Below are 17,151 nucleotides of genomic sequence, written 5' to 3' on the forward strand. Positions count from 1 at the left end.
CCGCAACTGGGCTGGCACGAGGTCGTCGGCACCCTCGGCGAGGTCCGTGGCGACTATCAGGGCGAGAGTCGCCATCACCTGCATGGTGGGCTCGACATCCGCGGCGACGTCGGCCAGGACGTGCTGGCGATCGCCGACGCCAAGATCGCCAGCCCGTTGCCGGCGTGGGGCATGGGACGCCTTGGCGAGGGCATGGCGCTGGACACCGTGCAATACATCCACATGCGGGTCGGTCGCCGTCCGAACGGTGAGCTGATCGATACGGCAAGCTTCGCGCGGGTCGATGACGAGGACGGCACGCTGCGCAGGATCCGCGTGCGGCGCGGCACCCGCTTCGCCGCCGGCGACGTGCTGGGCACGATCAATCCGATGGCGCATGTGCACCTGCAGGTCGGCGCCAGCGGCTACGAGGTCAACGCCGCCGCGCTGGCGTTCGCCAACTATGCCGACAGCCAGCCGCCCCGGATCGAGGGCATCGCCCTGCTCGACAGCGCCGATCGCGCGTTGCCGCGGGACGCGGGGCGGGTGCAGGTTCCGGCCGACGCGCGCGATCTGCGGATCGTGGTCGATGCCTGGGATCAGGTCGACCGCAACCTGGCGCGGCGCCGGCTGGGGTTGTACGCGATGGGCTACCAGTGGCTCGATGCGTCCGGGCGGCCATTGCCGGGCTACGAATCGCCACGGTTGAACATCGAGTTCAACCGCATGCCGGTCGACAGGGAGGCGGTCAAGGTCGCCTATGCGCCGGGCAGCGGGATCACCGTGCACGGCAGCGCGGTCACCCGCTTCCGCTACGAGCTGACCAACACCCTGCGTGACGGCAATCTCGCGACCGGTTACTGGCAACCGTCCGAGCTGGCGCCGGGCGACTATCTGCTGCGGATCACCGCGCGCGACTGGAGCGGCAACGAGGCCGCGACCGGTCGCGACCTGCCGGTGACCGTGCTGGCGCCGACGGCGGCGCTGCCTCCGTCCGGATAGGCGAGGCGCCCCTGGCGGTTGCTGATTGGCCGCTTCAGATCCGGGCCTGACGGTGACAGCGGCGGCTTCGCGGACGGGGGCGCGTGGAAGAGGTGGCTCTGCCGCAATTGCGTACGGCCAGGCGCCTCGCGTGCAGGCACCGCGGACCGTGTCGTCTGCCGACCATCGCGCGTTGGTGGGTTCTCCCGATCCTGGGGGCGCCACGTCGCCCGTGTCATCGAGGCGGTACAAGAGTGTCACTGCCGATCGCATCCGGATCCAGGCTGGACCGGAGGCGGGTGGAACGTGCGTTGATCGCGGCAATGACGGCTTTCGGGCGGCGAATACGAACTGAATGTTGATCCGGAAGACCGGGGCAACGCTACACACCAGCTGTCCGTGGCGCCGCCATCAAAGCGCGAACGGATTCGCCGGACGCTGTCGGGGCACAAGGGGTTTGCGCCGCAGGCCGACATGCGTCAACGGGGCCGGATCGACACGCTCCCGCCATCGAGCGGTACGGCGGAGCAGCCGGATGTCTGTCGTTCGGCGAAACGGCGTCGCCCTGCCGGTGCGGTGCGATGCGTCCGGAGCGGCTCATGGTGAGCCGGTCCGGATATCAAACGGGCGCCCTGTGCGCCATTCACAATCAATGAGGAGAAAGATATGTCCCGCATTCTGGAACTGCAGAAGCTGGTCGCCGTTGAGGCCAAGGAGATCGACGCGGCTGACAGCACCAGCAGCTTCGCCGGTTGCAACTGTTCGACCACGAGCAACTCGGGCTGCGGCGCGACCGAGGAGTTCGTGGCCGTCTAAGCACGCCCCGATCAAGGCTTGGAGGTGTGCACGCCTCCAAGCCCTTCACCCCGATTCCTTCCGATCCGATATTCCGCCTGCGTCAGGTGTGCCCATAACGGGGAGTCACCAGCGATCGCGTGAACATCGCCGCTTCAGAGATCCAGCACATGCAACCGCTCATAATCCAGGAAAAGTTCAACTATCTGTTGGCGGACCGGCAGTTCTATGAGCCTCTTTCGCGATATCCGGCAAGAACCCAGGATCTGCACGATCCTCTGCGTCGCATCCTGCCGAAGAACTGGACCCTAGAGCAGCGCAACCTGTGGTCGGATGTCGTGCCGCCGGACCTGAAAATTGCCGAATACGGCTGGAAGATCCACGTCTCGGCGACACCGGCGCATGCACCGGCGATCCTGCTAACGGTTGCGCGCATCCTTATCGAGGCGGGCGTCTCCTTCAAGTTCATATCCGACCGGATGCTCCTGACCATGGTCAACGGAAAGCGCTGGAGCCGGGGAGGGGCGGGCAAGTTCATCACGGTGTATCCCCGCGACACCGCCGAATGCGGCGACCTTCTTGAGAAGTTGCACCAGGCCACCATCGGATACTGGGGGCCGTACATACTTTCGGACCGCCGCTACAAGAACAGCCGAATCGTGCACTATCGGTACGGTGGGTTCGTGCCGATCAAACGCGCCGACGTGGACGGCAAGGCGATTCTTGTCATCCGAAACGATGCAGGCGAATTCGTGGACGACGAGCGGACGCCTTATTTCAATCTTCCGGATGGGATGGTGGATCCGTTCGAATGCGGGCAGGACGCAGAAGACGATGGCGAGGTCGGAGTTCTGAAAGGGGGGCGGTACAGGGTCGAGTCGCCGATCGCTTTCAGCAACTCGGGCGGCGTCTATCTGGCACGGGACAGTGACAACACCCGCCAGGTCCTGATCAAGGAGGGGCGGCCGTTCACGAATATCTCAAGTCGCGGCCTGGATGCCGTCCAGCTGCTCAAGAAAGAGCACCGATTGCTCGAGGTGGTCGCCGATCTGGGTATCGCACCCCGGCCATATGACTTCTTCATCGACTGGGAACACGCCTATCTGGTGGAGGAGTACCTGGAAGACTACGTAACGCTGCGACATCATCTTTCGAGGATCTCGCTTTCCCTGTTGACCCGACCCGGCACGGACGAGAGCCGCACATTCTACGAAAAGTACTGCGCCTTGTTCGCCAGGTTGGCATCGATCATAGGCGATCTGCACCAGCGCAACATCATATTCAGCGATCTGTCGATGGCCAATGTAATGGTCAGGGAAGGCGACGACGGAACGCTCGACGTGAAGTTGATCGACTTCGAGGGGGCATACGAGGAAGGAGTGGATGTTCCGACTCATCTCTTCACCCCGGGTTACTCGACCGACGAGATGCTGGCCCGTGGAATGGCTCAGCGCGAGGACGACCGTTACGCGCTCGGCAGCCTGATGATGGCGGGTCTGTTCCCGATGAACTCGTTGCTGACCCTGAACCGAAATGCCCACGAGAGCTATCTGGCCGCTTTTCAGCAGGATTTCGACCTGCCTCGACCGATTGCCGGAATCATCCGTCGCCTGATGTCGGAGAATGGCGCGGATCGCCCCGATCCCGACGAAGTGAAAGCGGTGCTGGTCGCGGACTACGCTCCTGGACCGCCGCGGATCGGTACTTCGGAAGTCGACGATGTCGACCTGCGGCAGGTCATATCACGGATGCTGGCGTACATCGATTCGGTCGCAAGCTTCGAGCGCTCCGACCGGCTGTATCCGGCAGATCCGGAGGTGTTCGAGACCAATCCCCTGAGCATCGCCCATGGTGCCTGTGGTGTGGCCTATGTGATGCACCGTGTCCGTGGCCAGGTCGATGCGAAGGTGATTGATTGGATCCGTGCCCACCACATCCGACGCGAGGGGTACTCTCCCGGCCTGTATACGGGGCTGTCGGGTGTCGCCTGGTCGTTGCTGGAGATGGGACAGGAGGGTGACGCCGTCAGGATCCTCGACATGACCCATGATCATCACCTGCTGTGGCGCTCGCCGGAACTGTTCAATGGTGCGAGCGGCTGGGGCATGGCGCAGCTTAAGTTCCACTCGACGCTCGGCAGGCCGGTCTATCTGGAGAATGCGAGGCGGGTCGGCGACTTTTTGCTTGGCAACCGGAGGTACGACGAAGAGAGCGGAAGAGGGTGCAACTGGGAGGGGACGAGCGGGCTCTCCGCCAGTCTCGGGCACGGGGCCGCAGGCGTCGCTCTGTTCCTGCTGTATCTGCATCAAGCGACCGCAGACGAGCGCTATCTCGAAGCGGGGCGCGAGGCGCTGGATTGGGTCCTGGACAGAGCCTATATCAATGCCGACGGTGGCATGAGCTGGATCGCGCGCGAGAGCAACAAGACGTACACGCCCTACTGGCGCTGGGGCAGCTCGGGTATCGGTCAGGTCCTGCTGCGCTATTGGCACATCGGTGGCGAGGAACGCTACGCCGACGCGATCGACAAGATCCAGATCGATTGCGATCGGAAGTACACGATCTTCCCGGGCTACTTTTTCGGCATCTCCGGCATTGGCGAGTTGTGCATGGACCTGGCGCGCTTTCCACGCTGGGAAGGGCAGGCCCTGGCCTCGATCCGCAGGATACTGGCGGGCGCCATGCTGTTTCCGTTCGAGCGCGATGGCGGGCTGGCCTTCCCGGGCGAGTCGCTCAGCCGGATCAGCTGCGACTTCGGTACCGGGAGCGCCGGCATCGCTCTGGTCATGAATCGCTACCTCGAGCGGGACGGTGCCTCTTTCATGCTCGACGAGCTGCTCCCAGGCTGGAGCCTCGAGGATCGTTGCGAGTCGACACCTCAGTCGCGTGAAGCGGCATGGGGCTAGAGTCGCCCCTGCGTTCTGGTGGCGACTCGGCGGCCATGTTGTCGCGGATGCGACGCATGGCCGAGCTGGCCTGGCCATACTGGCAAAGAATTGCGCTGTGCCTGGTGCTAATCCTGGTTGCGATGGGCATTCAGTTGAGCCTGCCGCTTGGCGTCCAGGCGATATTCGACCAGGTGCTGACGAGCGCTGGAAAACGGTATGTTCATATCGTGGCGGGTGGGCTGCTCGTGTTCTTCGTGTTGCGGTCTGTGCTGAGCTTCTGGGGGCAGTTCCTTCTGCAACGCATCGGAGACACCATCGTCGTCGACCTCCGCCGGAGGCTCTTCAGGCACTACCATGCGTTGGGGTTGGGTTATCACCACAAGCAGAAGGTCGGTGACCTGTTATCACGCCTCGGCAGTGACGTCGCGGCGTTGCGCAATGCGATCTCCAACCTGATCGTCAGCTTCATCACCAATGTCTTCCAGCTCATAGGTGCGACGGTCATCATGATGTTGATGAACTGGAAGCTGGGCCTGATGGTGCTGGCTGTCAGCCCGATGGTGACGGTGGTGAGCCGGTCGTTCGGACCGCTGTTCCGACGACTGGCCGCGTCGGTACAGGACCAGCTCGCAAGCTCGACGACGATCGCCCAGGAGTCTCTGGCCGGAATCGAAGTGACCAAGACATTCGGCCGGGGCGAGTACGAGTCCGGTCGATACGATGTGGCGATGGGACGGTTCCTGGACGCAGCCACTTCCGCGCGCCGGGTCGATGCCGCGTTCAACGCTCTGGTCGCCTTCCTGGCCTCCTTCTCGACGATCGCAATATTCTGGTATGGCGGGCTCGAGGTGTCCGACGGACGGCTGAGTGCGGGAACCCTGGTCGCCTTCCTTCTCTACTCGCAGAATGTCAGCAACGGGATCGCCGGCATCGCCCAGCACTACTCGTCGTTCAGTCAGGCGGCCGGCGCGAGCGATCGGGTGTTCGAGATCATCGACACTCCGTTAGGCGTTACGGACGGCCCAGAAGCGTTTGCGTTCAGCGGATCGACGGCGACGGTCAGGTTCGAGGGGGTCTGGTTCCACTATCGACCCGGCGCTCCGGTGCTTCGGAACATCACTCTCGAAGCGGCCCCGGGCCAGACCGTGGCGCTGGTCGGAGCGAGCGGTGCCGGAAAATCGACGCTGGTGAAGCTGGTATCGCGCTTGTTCGATCCGTGCGAAGGTAGGATCGAAATCAACGGTCGCGATCTGCGCCACTACACCCTGCAATCCGTCCAGGATGCGGTTTCCGTGGTTTCCCAGGATGTGTTCCTGTTTGGTACCAGCGTCATGGAGAACATCCGTTACGGACGCCTGGATGCCAGCGACTCAGAGGTCGAACAGGCGGCCATTGCGGCGAACGCGCACGAGTTCATCGGGAAGCTTCCCGAGGGATACCACACGCCGGTCGGTGAGCGGGGCGTGCAGCTCAGCGGCGGCCAGCGTCAGCGCATCTCGATAGCACGCGCGTTGCTCAAGGATGCGCCGATCCTGGTTCTCGACGAAGCGACTTCGGCCGTGGATACGCGCTCGGAAGGCCTGATCCAGGAGGCGATCGAGCGACTCAAGATGACCAGAACCACCTTCGTCATCGCCCATCGCCTGGATACCCTGCGCAACGCCGATCAGATACTGGTCATGGCCGCCGGGAGTATCGTCGCGCGGCCGGATTACGAAGTTCTTGTTGGTGCCGGGGCCAACAGCTTCCGCAGTCTGTGCAGGCCAATGGAGGCTTGAGCGCAGGTGCCGCCGACCTGGAGAAAGTGCCGGCGTCCAGGATACGAGTGTCCAGGCGACTGAAAGCGAGCGTCGCGCGGGTCCGCTGCATTGTCGTGTATGCTCTGCGACTGCTTTGAGTGCCAAGGATGAGGCGATGAGCGATGTTTCTTCGAGCGACGGCGGTGATGTGACCCGTCTGCTGGGCGCTTGGCGCACGGGCGACTCGATGGCCTCAGAAGCGCTTTTTAACCTGGTGTATCCCGAACTCAAGGGGATCGCCGGCCGCCGCCTTGCCCGACTGGGCGTTCCTGTCCTCGATCCGACCGAGCTGGTCAATGAGGCCATGCTGCGCCTGCTTGGCGATCAGGTCGATGCCCGGAACCGGAAGGATTTCTTTGGAATAGCCGCGACGGTCATCCGTTGCGTGCTGGTCGACATCATCCGTCGCCAGCAGGCCGACAAGCGTGGTGGCGGTGCGATCGAGGTCACCTTGTCCGGGGTTTCCCAGGTATCCGCCGTGGGCGAGAGCTGGCTGGAGGTGGAAGAAGCCCTGAGGGTCCTTGAAAAGCAGGATCCGCGTAAATGCAGGGTCATCGAGCTGTCCTTCATCATGGGGCTGAACCAGCAGCAGATCGCCGACGACCTTGGCGTTTCGTTGACGACGGTGGAGCGCGATCTGCGTTATGCCAAGGCGTGGCTTCGCGATCATCTTTCATGACCGCAGGCACAGAGGAGCGGGTCGAGTCCCTGTTCCACGACGCGCTGGCGTTGCCGAGAGCCCAGCGTGACCGCTATCTGGAAGAGCATGAGTCCGACCCGGACGTGCTCGCCAGGGTCAGGCGGCTGATCGAGCTTGACGAGGATGTCGATTGCGATCCGATATCCGAGCGCCTGGCCAACGTAGCGCACAGTTCCGTCGCCCGGAGCATTGGGCCGTACAGGCTGCTGCAGGAGCTTGGTGTGGGCGGAATGGGTACGGTGTTTCTGGCCGAACGTGATATCGAGGGTCAGTCCCAGCAGGTCGCGTTGAAGATTCTCAGGGGGTTTCCAACCGCGAGCGGCAAGCGTCGGATGGCGCGCGAGCGAGCTATCCTTGCCGGCCTGAATCACCCGAACATCGCGCGCCACATGGATGGCGGGGAAAGCGCAGAAGGCCAGCCGTTCCTGGTGATGGACTATGTGGAAGGGTTGCCGCTTCCCCGATATCTGCGGGCAGCCCGCCCGTGCCTGACGCAGCGGTTGGAGCTGTATCTGCATGTATGCGATGCGGTCCAGCACGCCCATCAGCGTCTGGTGCTGCACCGGGACATCAAGCCGTCCAACGTGGTGGTGCGCGACGATGGAACGCCCGTACTGCTCGACTTCGGTGTCGGCGCCCTGCTCGAGGAGGGCGGCGAGAGCGGCACGGTGACGCGGGCGTTCACGCCTGGCTATGGCGCACCGGAGCAACGTAGCGGTCAGGCCGAGACGACGGTCACCGATGTCTTCGGATTGGGAGCCCTGCTGTTCGACCTGCTGACCGACAAGCGTCATCCGGAGTTCTACAGGGATGGTGCGACGACTCCCTTGCCCTCCCGGGTATCGGGGCTGGCGGAGCGACGCCGGCTGCACGGCGATCTCGACTACGTGGTCGCCAAGGCGACCCACATCGAACCGGAGCGTCGCTACAGCACCGTGGCCGAGCTGTCCGAGGACGTGCGCCGCTACCTGGGCGGCTTCCCGGTCACCGCCGGCCCGGATAGCGCGCTATATCGGCTCACCAAGTTCGTCCTCAGGCACAGGACGGTCGCCATCGCCAGCGTCGCCATGCTGACGCTCGGTGCGGTGTCGGTCTGGAAGCTCGATATCGAGCGCGCGCGGGCGCTGGAGGCCGAGCGAACATCCCAGCGGGAGGCCGTCAACGCGAAGGCATCCCGGGACTTCCTGGTGTCGGTGCTGGCGGAAGCGTCTCCGGAGGCGGTGCGAGGACAGACCGTCGCGGTCTCCACCCTGCTGTCGAACGCGGCCGGCAAGCTCAGGCAGGGGCACATCCAGGACCCGCGCGCCCGGGCCATGGCCTGGATGACCGTGGCCGAGGTCTACGCCGACATCAACGATCCCAAGTCCGCCCTGGCCGCCGCCGAGACCGCGTTCGGGCTGGTCGAGAAGCTGGACGGAGGCGACCTGGATATCGAGGCCCGCGCCTCCCATGTGCGCGGCCTGGCCCTTATCCAGCTCGAGCGTGCGCCCGAGGCCCGGGACGCCCTGAACCATGCGATCGATCTGAGCAGGCAACTGGGCAAGAGCGCGCCGGTCATGGCCCGGATGCGCAGCGACTATGGCACCGCGCTGTTGTACGGTGGCGCGTTCGAGCCGTCCGAGCTGGAGCACCGCAAGGCGCTGGAGCTGCTCGACGCGCATCCGAGCCGCGACCCGTTGCTGCGCACCCGGATACTGCTTGGCCTGGCCAGGACGCTGTACCACAAGGGCGACATCGGCTCTGCCGCGCGGTTCATCGATCAGGCCAGGGCCGAGGGGCGCAGGACACTGGCCGATGACGGGTTCCAGTCCTATCAACTGCACCGTGTCGCGATGATGGTCCGCCACGCCGAACAGCGCTACGACGAGGCGCTGGAACATGCCGAGCAGGCGCTGAGCCAGGCGTATCGGGTGTACGGCGAGAAGAGTCGCTTCACCGCCGACATGGAGCTGTATCTGGGCGCGCTGCTCGACGATCTTGGGCGGTCTAGGACGGCACTTTCGCACTATCACCGCTCGCAACAGATAGCGAAGGAACTCAACCTGAGCGATGCGATCCAGGCACGCGACGCAGTCCGTCTGGCGATGGCCCACTCCAACCTGTCCGATCACGACACGGTGGTCGCGTTGACCAGCGACGCGCTGCGACGGATGCCGGACGATCCGGTATACGCGCCCTGGCGCATACGGGCCCGCTATACGCGGGCCTTGTCGTTGGGGACGCTCGGGCGCTACGACGAAGCGGACGAGGATCTGAGGGAGGCGATCGTGCTCTCGGCCGGTCAGGGCGACGCCAGCTTCACCAGCCTCCCGTTCGTGAAGCTGCGTTCGGCCGAGGCGCTGATGGCAATGGAGCGCTATGAGGAAGCCGGCTCCGCGCTGGCGGAGGCCGCGCCGGTGGAGCATGCCGCCGGCTCCGATCCCAAGGCCGTGCTGGCGCTGAGGCACCTCCAGGCCAGGCTGGATGCGCAACGGGGCGACATGGATGCCGCCCGTCGTCACGGCGAGCAGGCGCTGGCCCTGGCTCGAAAACACTATCTTCCCGATACCCTGCCGATTGCGAGGATCGAGCTGGAGACGGCGTGGATCGCCGATCTGCAGGGCGACCGGGCATATGCCCGGGTGCTGCTCGACCATGCCTTGCCGGTACTGAGACGGGAGATGCATCCACAGGCCGCCGAACTTGCCGAGGCGGCGCGATTGGCGGGTGCGTCGGCGCCCAGCCGCTGACAGGTCGGACCGTTCGCGCCAGACACTTTTCTTCGCGAGCACGGGGTGTTCAAGAAAATGGCGGGAGCGATGACGGGTTCCGCCGTCCGTTTGCGAACTCTTAAGCAACCGCACGCCGATCTGTCCAGGCAGGCGATGCGGTATGAGCCGGAAAGAGTCTGGGCGAACGATATTCAACGAGATAACTGACATGCGACTGGAAATTAGGTTGTTCGTTCTTGTGATCTTCTTGGGGCTCGTGGGGCATTCGGTTGCGTTCGCACAGAGCACGTTGGCCGGAGATCCGGGCACGTGCGGAATGCCTCCCTTCGATGGCCCCCCATATTGCTTCCCCGATAGCGTGGAGGCGGAGTCTGACGATGGGACTCGGGATGTGTCGAATCAGCCCAGTCAGGATGACGGACAGACGTTGGAGCGGACCGATGAACCCCGGGCACTGCCGAATTGGAACTACTCGATCACCGGGCAGTCCTTCTGAACAACGGAGCAGCGGCCGTGGCCGGCACGGATGACGGTATGTTCCCGAGAGGCAAAGCGGGGCGATTGCGGAGCTGTAGCCCTCGCTGGAGACCGCATCCAGGCGCGGTTGCTGCGCCACGGACAACGATGTCCCGGCAAGCTGCCTCAACGCCGCGACAAGGAGTCGCCTGATGCTCGCGTACTCGGTGAAGATTGCGACGCGCAGCCTGATGCGCAACAAAATGATATCGGCATTGATGGTCGTGGCGTTGGCGATCGGCATCGGCGCCGCGATGACCACGCTGACGTTGTCGCGGGCGCTTTCCGGGGATCCGTTGCCCGGGCGCAGCGACGGCATATTTCGCGTGCAGCTGGATGCCGAACCGATGCGCGGCCATGTGGCGGGCGGCGAGCCGACGAAGTACCTGACCCGCCGCGATGCGGAGCAACTGCTCGCCGAGAATCGCGCGGATGAGCAGGCAGTGATGGCGGCGGGTGTCGTCGGCATTGAGCATCCGCGAATCGCGACAGGGGTGGCCATCAGTGCGGCCAGATACACGAGTTCGGGCGTCTTCCGAATGTTCGCTCCGCCGTTCCTGTACGGCGGTGGCTGGGGAACTGCGGAGGACGATGCGCGTTCTCGCGTCACGGTGATTTCCCGAAAGCTCAACGACAGGCTCTTTGGCGGCGCGAACAGTATCGGGGAGATCCTAAGCCTGGACGGACAGAGTTTCCGCGTGATCGGGGTGTTTGACGATTGGCGGCCAGTACCGAGGTTCTACGACCTCAGTGGCGATCCGTTCGCCGAACCCGAGGCCGTCTTCATGCCCTATGCGACAGCTGTCGATCTGGAGCTAAAGCCCAACGGGAGCACGGTTTGCTGGGGCGATGTCGATGCGCTGGCGGGAGGAGCGATTGCGCCGAACGCGCCGTGCGCGTGGTTGCAGTACTGGGTGCAACTGCAACCTTCGCAAAAGAGGGACTACCACCTGTATCTGGAGAAATACTCGGATCAGCAACGCGCGGATGGGCGTTTCTGGCGTCCCGCCAACGTGAGGCTCCGGGACGTCAATGAATGGATCGAGTTCAACAAAGTGGTTCCGAACGAAGTCCGGATGCAGACCTGGATCGCGTTGGGGTTTCTTGCCGTATGCCTGGCCAATTCGATCAGTCTGCTTTTGGCCAAGTCCCTGCAGCAAAGCGGCGAGGTCGGCCTACGTCGCGCCCTGGGCGCGACACGGCGACAGATCCTGATGCATTCGATGGTCGAGGTCGGGATGATCGGTGCATGCGGTGGACTTCTGGGGTTGTTGCTCACGCTGATCGGGTTGTGGGTCGTCCGTCAGCAGCCCGATCGCTATGCGCAGCTGGCACAGCTGGACGCGGGGATGTTCGCGGCGACCTTCATGCTGGCATTGGCGGCCAGTGCGATGGTCGGCCTGCTGCCCGCGTGGCGGGCGATGCAGGTCGAGCCCGCGCTCAGGATCAGAGCGTCATGAGCCCGGGGAGAGACTGCATGAGGGGTGGGTACCCCGGAGGCTCGTCATGGACATGATGCCTATACTCTCAAGCCTGAAGAAAAGGAGAGTCGCGACAGGTCTCGTCGTCGCGCAGATCGCATTGTGTTGTGCGGTGCTATGCAATCTTCTTTCCATTATCGGTGAGCGAGTTGGCCGGATGCAGCGCGAGAGCGGCGTGGACGAGGAGCATGTAGTCGTGCTTCAGGTCGCCGGTGGAACAGTGAACGATGATGCGGCGGCAATAGCCCGTGGCGATATCGCCACGATCCAGGCGTTGCCGGGGGTGGTCGCGGTAAGCGCTTCCAGTCTCGTACCGTTCGCCAACGGCGCCTGGAACAATGTGGTGAATATCAGCCAGGGACAGCCGCTGCCGAACCTGAGCGCATCTACGTATATGGGTGGGGAGCAGCTGGTGAATGCACTGGGCCTGGACATCGTCGCTGGTCGGGATTTCCTGCCCGGCGAGTTCGTCGACTGGGGCGCGCGTGGTCCTGGAGGCGAGTCATCGCCGTTGCCGTCGGCGATCATCACCCGTGCCGTGGCCGAGGAGCTGTTCCCTGGCAGAAGCGCGGTAGGTGAAGTCGTATACAGCATCGGCGATACGCCGCTGCATGTGGTCGGAGTGGTCGAACGCCTGGTGCGCGCGCGTGATGGCGGCTCGCTGGTGGACTACCAGCATTCGATACTGTTGCCTGCCCGGCTGCCCTATGAAGGTTTCGCGCGCTATGTGATCAGGGTAAAGGATCCCGCGGACAGGGAACGCGTGCTGGAGGCCGCCGGCTCCGCGGTTCTGGAGAATCACCAGGGACGCGTGATCGTTCGGCAGTACACCAAGACGCTTCAGGAACTGCGCCAAGACTACTACCGCAAGGACCGCGCCATGGTCCTGTTGCTGGTCACCTTCTGCATCGCCCTGTTGACGGTGGCGGCGCTGGGCATTGTCGGCCTGGCCAGTTTCTGGGTGACCCAGCGTACCCGGCAGATCGGCGTCAGGCGGGCGCTGGGCGCGACCCGTACCGACATCGTCCGCTACTTCCAGACCGAGAACTTCCTGCTGTCCAGTGCCGGCATCGTGCTGGGCATGTTGTTCGCGTATGCGATCAACCGCTGGCTGATGGACGCGTACGAGATGTCGCGATTGTCGTTGGCCTACCTGCCGGCCGGTGCGCTGGTCATCTGGCTGCTGGGACAGGTCGCCGTGCTGTTGCCGGCCCGGCGCGCCGCGGCGGTGCCGCCGGCGATGGCGACCCGCAACGCGTTGTAGTCTTCGGCGGCCCGTTGCGGAGTTGGTTCATCGCCGGGTCCGGGACAGCGCCGCGCCAGGCATGACGAAGGAGGGGCCCGCATCGGCGGGCCCCTCCGCTGATGCCGGCGCCGGACGCCGGCAGGGTGCGCGGGCCGTGCCCGCGCCGCGCGGTTCAGCGATTGCCGGCGGACGACACGCTCAGGCCGCTGGCGTCGACATCGACGACGCCCTCGGTGTTGCGGGCGATCGAGACCGTCTCGTCGATCTCGGCCTGGCTGGCGAGGGCGCCGGACAGATGGACCACGCCCTCCAGCGTGTCGACGTCGATCTCGCTGCCTTCGACGTCGTCGTCGGCCAGCAGCTGGGCCTTGACCTTGGTGGTGATCCAGCTGTCGCCGACCGGCTGGGTCGATTCGGCCTCGTTCACCGTTTCCCCGCGCGCCCCGGCCTGCATCGGCGCGCTGGCGACCGCGTAGGCGGTGCCGGTCATCAGCAACGCCGCCAGCGCGGCGCGCGCGCCCAGTTGCGACAGGCGTCCGAACCGGGTCTGGTCGCGGGCCGAGACCATGTTCGGGGTGTCGGTATCGATGTGCGTGTGATTGTGGGTCATATGACCTCCTTCGTGCTCGCCATCCGGGTTGGGGGAGGGGGTGGATGGCTCGGGTCCGACGCTATCGGGGAGCGGGTGAACCGCGCACGAGCCGGATGTTCGTGTTGTGTTCGCGGCGCGTGAAATCCGCGTTCGATCGTGTGCCCGGTCACGGTCCGCGATCACCGCCGGCTGAACGCCGTGGATCCGGGGATCCGACGTTCAGCCGGCGTCGGGCGTGGGGGGCGCCCGCAGGCGCTCAGCCCTCGAACGTCACCTCGACCGAGGCCGCGCTGCGCTTGGCCGGGCCATGATGGACCGCCTCGATGTTGTTGCCGTCCGGGTCGAGCACGAACGCGCCGTAGTAGCCGGGGTGGTAGGGACGCAGGCCGGGCGCGCCGTTGTCGCGGCCGCCGGCGGCCAGCGCGGCGCGGTGGAAGGCTTCGACCATGGCCTCGTCGCGGGCCTGGAACGCCAGGTGCACGCGCCCGGTCAGGGTGCCCTGCGCGGCCGGACTCTCGGCGCTGGATACGAACAGTTCGTCGGCCCAGAAGAAGCCGTCGCCGTCGCCGCCGATCGGCACCTCCAGCGCGTCGAGCACCGCCTGGTAGAAGCGGCGGCTGGCGTCCAGGTCCCTGACGACCAGGTGGATGTGGTCGACCAGGCGGCCACGGTGCAGTTGCATGGTTTCCATACGGGCTCCTCGGGTTGGGATGCCGCAGATAGGGCCACACTGGCGCCGGATTGTCGTTGATCGTGCTTGCGCACAACGAAGGACGCCGCGCGGGCATGACATGTGAGGGCACGGCGATCGCGCGCGTGCGAAATCGAGATGCTTGCCTGCGGCCCCCCGGCTCCATACGCTAGTCAACGGTCCGTCGGGAGAGGGGAAGCTCCCGTTGCCGCAGCTGGCGGGCCGCTCAGGGGCGATCCATCGCGCCGTCAGCATACCTATCACTCAGGGGGACATATGTTCAATCATGCGAAGGCCATGATGGCCTTGGCCGTGCTCGTGATCGCGGGCGCCGTTTTCCCGGCACATGGCCAGGAGTCCGAGGCCCAGGCCAATCCGGTCGACGAACTGCCGTGGCAGACCGGACCGACCCAGGGCCGGATCGGCGGCAACGCCCAGATCGAGGTGCCGGAGGGTTACGCGTTCCTCGACGCCAAGGCGACACGCACGCTCAACGAGCTGTACGAGAATCCGGACAGCGGTCGTGACGAGTACACCTTCGCGCCGGCCGGCCGCGACTGGATCGCGTTCTTCAGCTTCGACGACATCGGCTACGTCAAGGACGACGAGTCCATAGACGCCGATGAGATCCTGGAGTCGATCCGCGAGGGCACCGAGTTCTCCAACGAGGAGCGGCGCCAGCGCGGCTGGGAGGAGATCCATGTGACCGGCTGGACCTTCAAGCCGCAGTACGACAAGGAGCTCAATGCGCTGGCCTGGGCGATCGAGGCGGAAGCCGGCGACTCCGGACGCAAGATCGTCAACTTCAACACCCGCCTGCTCGGCCGCAAGGGCGTGATGGAGGTGACCCTGGTCGCCTCGCCCGAGGACCTGCAGCCGGCGATCGGCCAGTTCAAGGCCCTGATGCCGGGGTACGCCTTCAACGACGGTGAGCGCTACGCGGACTATCGCGAGGGCGACCACATCGCCGAGTACGGGCTTGCCGCGCTGATCACCGGCGGCGCTGCCGCGGTGGCCACCAAGAAGGGCTTCTTCGCCGCGATCGGCGTATTCCTGGCCAAGGCCTGGAAGCTGATCCTGATCGGGCTGGTCGCCGTTGGCGCCGGTATCCGCAAGCTGTTCGGCGGCAAGCAGGAGTCGAACGAGGAATGAACCTGCCGATGGAGCTCCTGCTGGTGATCGGCGTGATCGCCTTCTACCTGCAGGACTCCATGCTGTGGCTGCACTACGACGAGGTCGCCCTGGTGCGCACGCGCCGCGGCTGGGCGGCCTCGGTCGGTGCGCGGGCGCAGTTGCGTGGCCGCCACCCGTACCTGCCCAATCCGTTGATGCCTGGCCGGCCGCTGTTCCGGAGCGGCTGGCTGTCCGGAGCGGGGGATGCGGGCGGCGTCCGGGAAAACTGGCAGGCCTTCGTCGACGTTCTGGACCGTTTCCGCGGCGGCTGCAGGGTGCTTTGGCTGTTGCTGCTGTTCGCGCTGCCGGTGCTGCTGTTCGTCTACCCGCATCCCCTGGCCCTGCTGACCCTGTTGGGGCTGGTCTATGCCGGCATCGCCTCGCTGGTGCTGGGGCTGTGGCGTCACCGCGATGCGCTGGGACTGTCGCGGCGCGCGGCAGCCTCGATCGGGTTCGAACTGTTCTGTTGCCCGCCCTACGCGATCAACCTGGTCCGTCGTCTGAGCCTGCGTCGCGGCCTGGACGTCGACGCGATTGCCGCCGCTCGCCATCTGCTCGATGACGATGGCCGGCGCGGATTGCGCAAGGGGATCGATGCGCGCATCGCCACCGCTCTGGCCTTCCACGAATCCGTCGGGGAGGGCGAGCGCGAGACGGGCGGGCGCGACGGGACCGCAACGAGACTGCGGCGCGCGCGTGCGCGCCTGGAGGAACTGCAATGCGTGTGAGCGAATGGATCGTGATCGTCGGCGGCGGCGTGCTGGGCTACTGGGCGGTTGCGGTGTTGTGGCCGCTGCTGCGCGGCCCGCGCGAACACCAGCCGGCGCCATCGGCGACGGATGCGCCGCAGGCACCGGCGGAGTCCTGGCACCAGGTCCTCGGGGTGCCGGCCGATGCCGATCGCGAAACCGTCGACGCGGCCTACCGGGCGAAAATCTCCGAGTACGCCCCCGAGCGCATCGCCGGGCTCGCGAACGAGGCGCAGGCCGCCGCCCGCGAGCGGCGACAGCAGTTGGAGCTGGCTTACGACGCCGCCCTGCGCGATCTGGAGTGGCTGCGTCCGCGTTCGCGCGACGTGCCGATGTAGTCGCGCGGTGCGGCATGCCGCCGCCATGAGGTGTATCGTCCGTGCATGGTCGGCATCCGCCCCGGCGATACGCTGCAGCCTTTCGTTCAGGCACTGTGGGTCGCCGACGCGGTGGCCGCGCCCGCCGCCCGCGAACATTCGCTGCCCGCGGGCGCGGTGCACCTGGCGATACGCCTGGATGCGCCGTTGCGCCTGCATTCCGACGCCGGTGACGCGGTCGGTCGGGCGATCGGCCAGGCGGTGATCGCCGGAGCGCGGGCCGGCTATTGCATCAAGGACACCTCGGTGCCGTCCCGTTCGGTGGGCGCGGTGCTGCGACCGGGCGCGGCACGGGCCTTGTTCGGCTGCAGCGCGCTGGAGCTGGCGGATCGGCACGTGCCGCTGGAGCAGGTGTGGGGCGCGGATGCCGGGCGCCTGCTCGAATGGCTGCAGGCGCAGGCCGATCCGCAGCGGCGACTGGAGGGCTTCGCCGCCGCGTTGCGGGCACGCCTGCGCCCGACCGGTGGCCTGCA

At 65.5% G+C, this 17,151-nt stretch carries 13 protein-coding genes and 1 pseudogene; 12 read left to right on the forward strand and 2 right to left on the reverse strand.

The genetic code is table 11. From position 1 onward, the window contains the following. The 8 genes and pseudogenes from FKV24_RS19340 to FKV24_RS13905 all read left to right on the forward strand — a co-directional run. Positions 1 to 981: pseudogene (locus FKV24_RS19340) on the forward strand (gluconolaconase); the annotation flags it as partial. A 645-nt stretch (positions 982 to 1,626) separates the two neighbouring features. Then, positions 1,627 to 1,776, forward strand: coding sequence for a hypothetical protein (locus FKV24_RS19345; RefSeq protein WP_170288317.1), 150 nt, complete (start codon positions 1,627 to 1,629; stop codon positions 1,774 to 1,776). Between the two features lie 119 nt (positions 1,777 to 1,895). Next, positions 1,896 to 4,661, forward strand: a complete 2,766-nt coding sequence (gene lanKC / locus FKV24_RS13880; protein WP_141482794.1) for a class III lanthionine synthetase LanKC — start codon at positions 1,896 to 1,898, stop codon at positions 4,659 to 4,661. Positions 4,662 to 4,717: 56 nt separating this feature from the next. After that, positions 4,718 to 6,421 carry an ABC transporter transmembrane domain-containing protein gene (locus tag FKV24_RS13885; protein ID WP_170288318.1) on the forward strand — a complete coding sequence of 568 codons (1,704 nt, stop codon included), beginning with the start codon at positions 4,718 to 4,720 and terminating at the stop codon, positions 6,419 to 6,421. A gap of 136 nt (positions 6,422 to 6,557) precedes the next feature. After that, positions 6,558 to 7,121: an ECF-type sigma factor gene (locus FKV24_RS19935; protein WP_141482796.1), complete on the forward strand. Its 564-nt coding sequence runs from the start codon at positions 6,558 to 6,560 to the stop codon at positions 7,119 to 7,121. Beyond that, positions 7,118 to 9,871, forward strand: coding sequence for a tetratricopeptide repeat-containing serine/threonine-protein kinase (locus tag FKV24_RS13895; RefSeq protein ID WP_283016213.1), 2,754 nt, complete (start codon positions 7,118 to 7,120; stop codon positions 9,869 to 9,871). The genes FKV24_RS19935 and FKV24_RS13895 overlap by 4 nt, the downstream gene beginning before the upstream one ends. A 650-nt stretch (positions 9,872 to 10,521) precedes the next feature. Further along, positions 10,522 to 11,829, forward strand: a complete 1,308-nt coding sequence (locus FKV24_RS13900; RefSeq protein ID WP_141482798.1) for an ABC transporter permease — start codon at positions 10,522 to 10,524, stop codon at positions 11,827 to 11,829. Between the two features lie 46 nt (positions 11,830 to 11,875). Continuing rightward, positions 11,876 to 13,114: an ABC transporter permease gene (locus tag FKV24_RS13905; RefSeq protein WP_141482799.1), complete on the forward strand. Its 1,239-nt coding sequence runs from the start codon at positions 11,876 to 11,878 to the stop codon at positions 13,112 to 13,114. Between the two features lie 154 nt (positions 13,115 to 13,268). Here the strand turns inward: FKV24_RS13905 and FKV24_RS13910 are convergent, their stop codons facing one another. Together FKV24_RS13910 and FKV24_RS13915 are read right to left on the reverse strand one after the other, a co-directional pair. Further along, the gene (locus tag FKV24_RS13910) at positions 13,269 to 13,706 is read right to left on the reverse strand and encodes a BON domain-containing protein (RefSeq protein WP_141482800.1); all 438 of its coding nucleotides are present in this window, start codon (positions 13,704 to 13,706) and stop codon (positions 13,269 to 13,271) included. A gap of 238 nt (positions 13,707 to 13,944) precedes the next feature. Continuing rightward, positions 13,945 to 14,379 carry a VOC family protein gene (locus FKV24_RS13915; RefSeq protein ID WP_111267147.1) on the reverse strand — a complete coding sequence of 145 codons (435 nt, stop codon included), beginning with the start codon at positions 14,377 to 14,379 and terminating at the stop codon, positions 13,945 to 13,947. 297 nt (positions 14,380 to 14,676) lie between these two features. Here FKV24_RS13915 and FKV24_RS13920 point away from each other — a divergent pair, with 297 nt between their 5' ends. The 4 genes from FKV24_RS13920 to FKV24_RS13935 all read left to right on the forward strand — a co-directional run. Beyond that, positions 14,677 to 15,531: a DUF2167 domain-containing protein gene (locus FKV24_RS13920; RefSeq protein ID WP_170288319.1), complete on the forward strand. Its 855-nt coding sequence runs from the start codon at positions 14,677 to 14,679 to the stop codon at positions 15,529 to 15,531. Continuing rightward, positions 15,528 to 16,280 carry a hypothetical protein gene (locus FKV24_RS13925; RefSeq protein ID WP_141482802.1) on the forward strand — a complete coding sequence of 251 codons (753 nt, stop codon included), beginning with the start codon at positions 15,528 to 15,530 and terminating at the stop codon, positions 16,278 to 16,280. The genes FKV24_RS13920 and FKV24_RS13925 overlap by 4 nt, the downstream gene beginning before the upstream one ends. Beyond that, positions 16,271 to 16,639, forward strand: coding sequence for a J domain-containing protein (locus tag FKV24_RS13930; protein WP_141482803.1), 369 nt, complete (start codon positions 16,271 to 16,273; stop codon positions 16,637 to 16,639). The genes FKV24_RS13925 and FKV24_RS13930 overlap by 10 nt, the downstream gene beginning before the upstream one ends. Before the next feature lie 45 nt (positions 16,640 to 16,684). Beyond that, a partial coding sequence (locus FKV24_RS13935) for a DUF6597 domain-containing transcriptional factor (protein WP_343200241.1) occupies positions 16,685 to 17,151 on the forward strand: 467 nt, incomplete at its 3' end.

It is taken from the genome of Marilutibacter maris (genome assembly GCF_006546735.2).
In the GTDB taxonomy this organism is placed as follows: Bacteria; Pseudomonadota; Gammaproteobacteria; order Xanthomonadales; family Xanthomonadaceae; genus Marilutibacter; species Marilutibacter maris.

Coding starts and splice junctions, on each gene's coding strand:
- FKV24_RS19345 (WP_170288317.1), top strand. CDS start 1,627: ATGTCCCGCATTCTGGAACTGCAGAAGCTGGTCGCCGTTGAGGCCAAG.
- FKV24_RS13885 (WP_170288318.1), top strand. CDS start 4,718: ATGGCCGAGCTGGCCTGGCCATACTGGCAAAGAATTGCGCTGTGCCTG.
- FKV24_RS19935 (WP_141482796.1), top strand. CDS start 6,558: ATGAGCGATGTTTCTTCGAGCGACGGCGGTGATGTGACCCGTCTGCTG.
- FKV24_RS13895 (WP_283016213.1), top strand. CDS start 7,118: ATGACCGCAGGCACAGAGGAGCGGGTCGAGTCCCTGTTCCACGACGCG.
- FKV24_RS13900 (WP_141482798.1), top strand. CDS start 10,522: ATGCTCGCGTACTCGGTGAAGATTGCGACGCGCAGCCTGATGCGCAAC.
- FKV24_RS13905 (WP_141482799.1), top strand. CDS start 11,876: ATGGACATGATGCCTATACTCTCAAGCCTGAAGAAAAGGAGAGTCGCG.
- FKV24_RS13910 (WP_141482800.1), bottom strand. CDS start 13,706: ATGACCCACAATCACACGCACATCGATACCGACACCCCGAACATGGTC.
- FKV24_RS13915 (WP_111267147.1), bottom strand. CDS start 14,379: ATGGAAACCATGCAACTGCACCGTGGCCGCCTGGTCGACCACATCCAC.
- FKV24_RS13920 (WP_170288319.1), top strand. CDS start 14,677: ATGATGGCCTTGGCCGTGCTCGTGATCGCGGGCGCCGTTTTCCCGGCA.
- FKV24_RS13925 (WP_141482802.1), top strand. CDS start 15,528: ATGAACCTGCCGATGGAGCTCCTGCTGGTGATCGGCGTGATCGCCTTC.
- FKV24_RS13930 (WP_141482803.1), top strand. CDS start 16,271: ATGCGTGTGAGCGAATGGATCGTGATCGTCGGCGGCGGCGTGCTGGGC.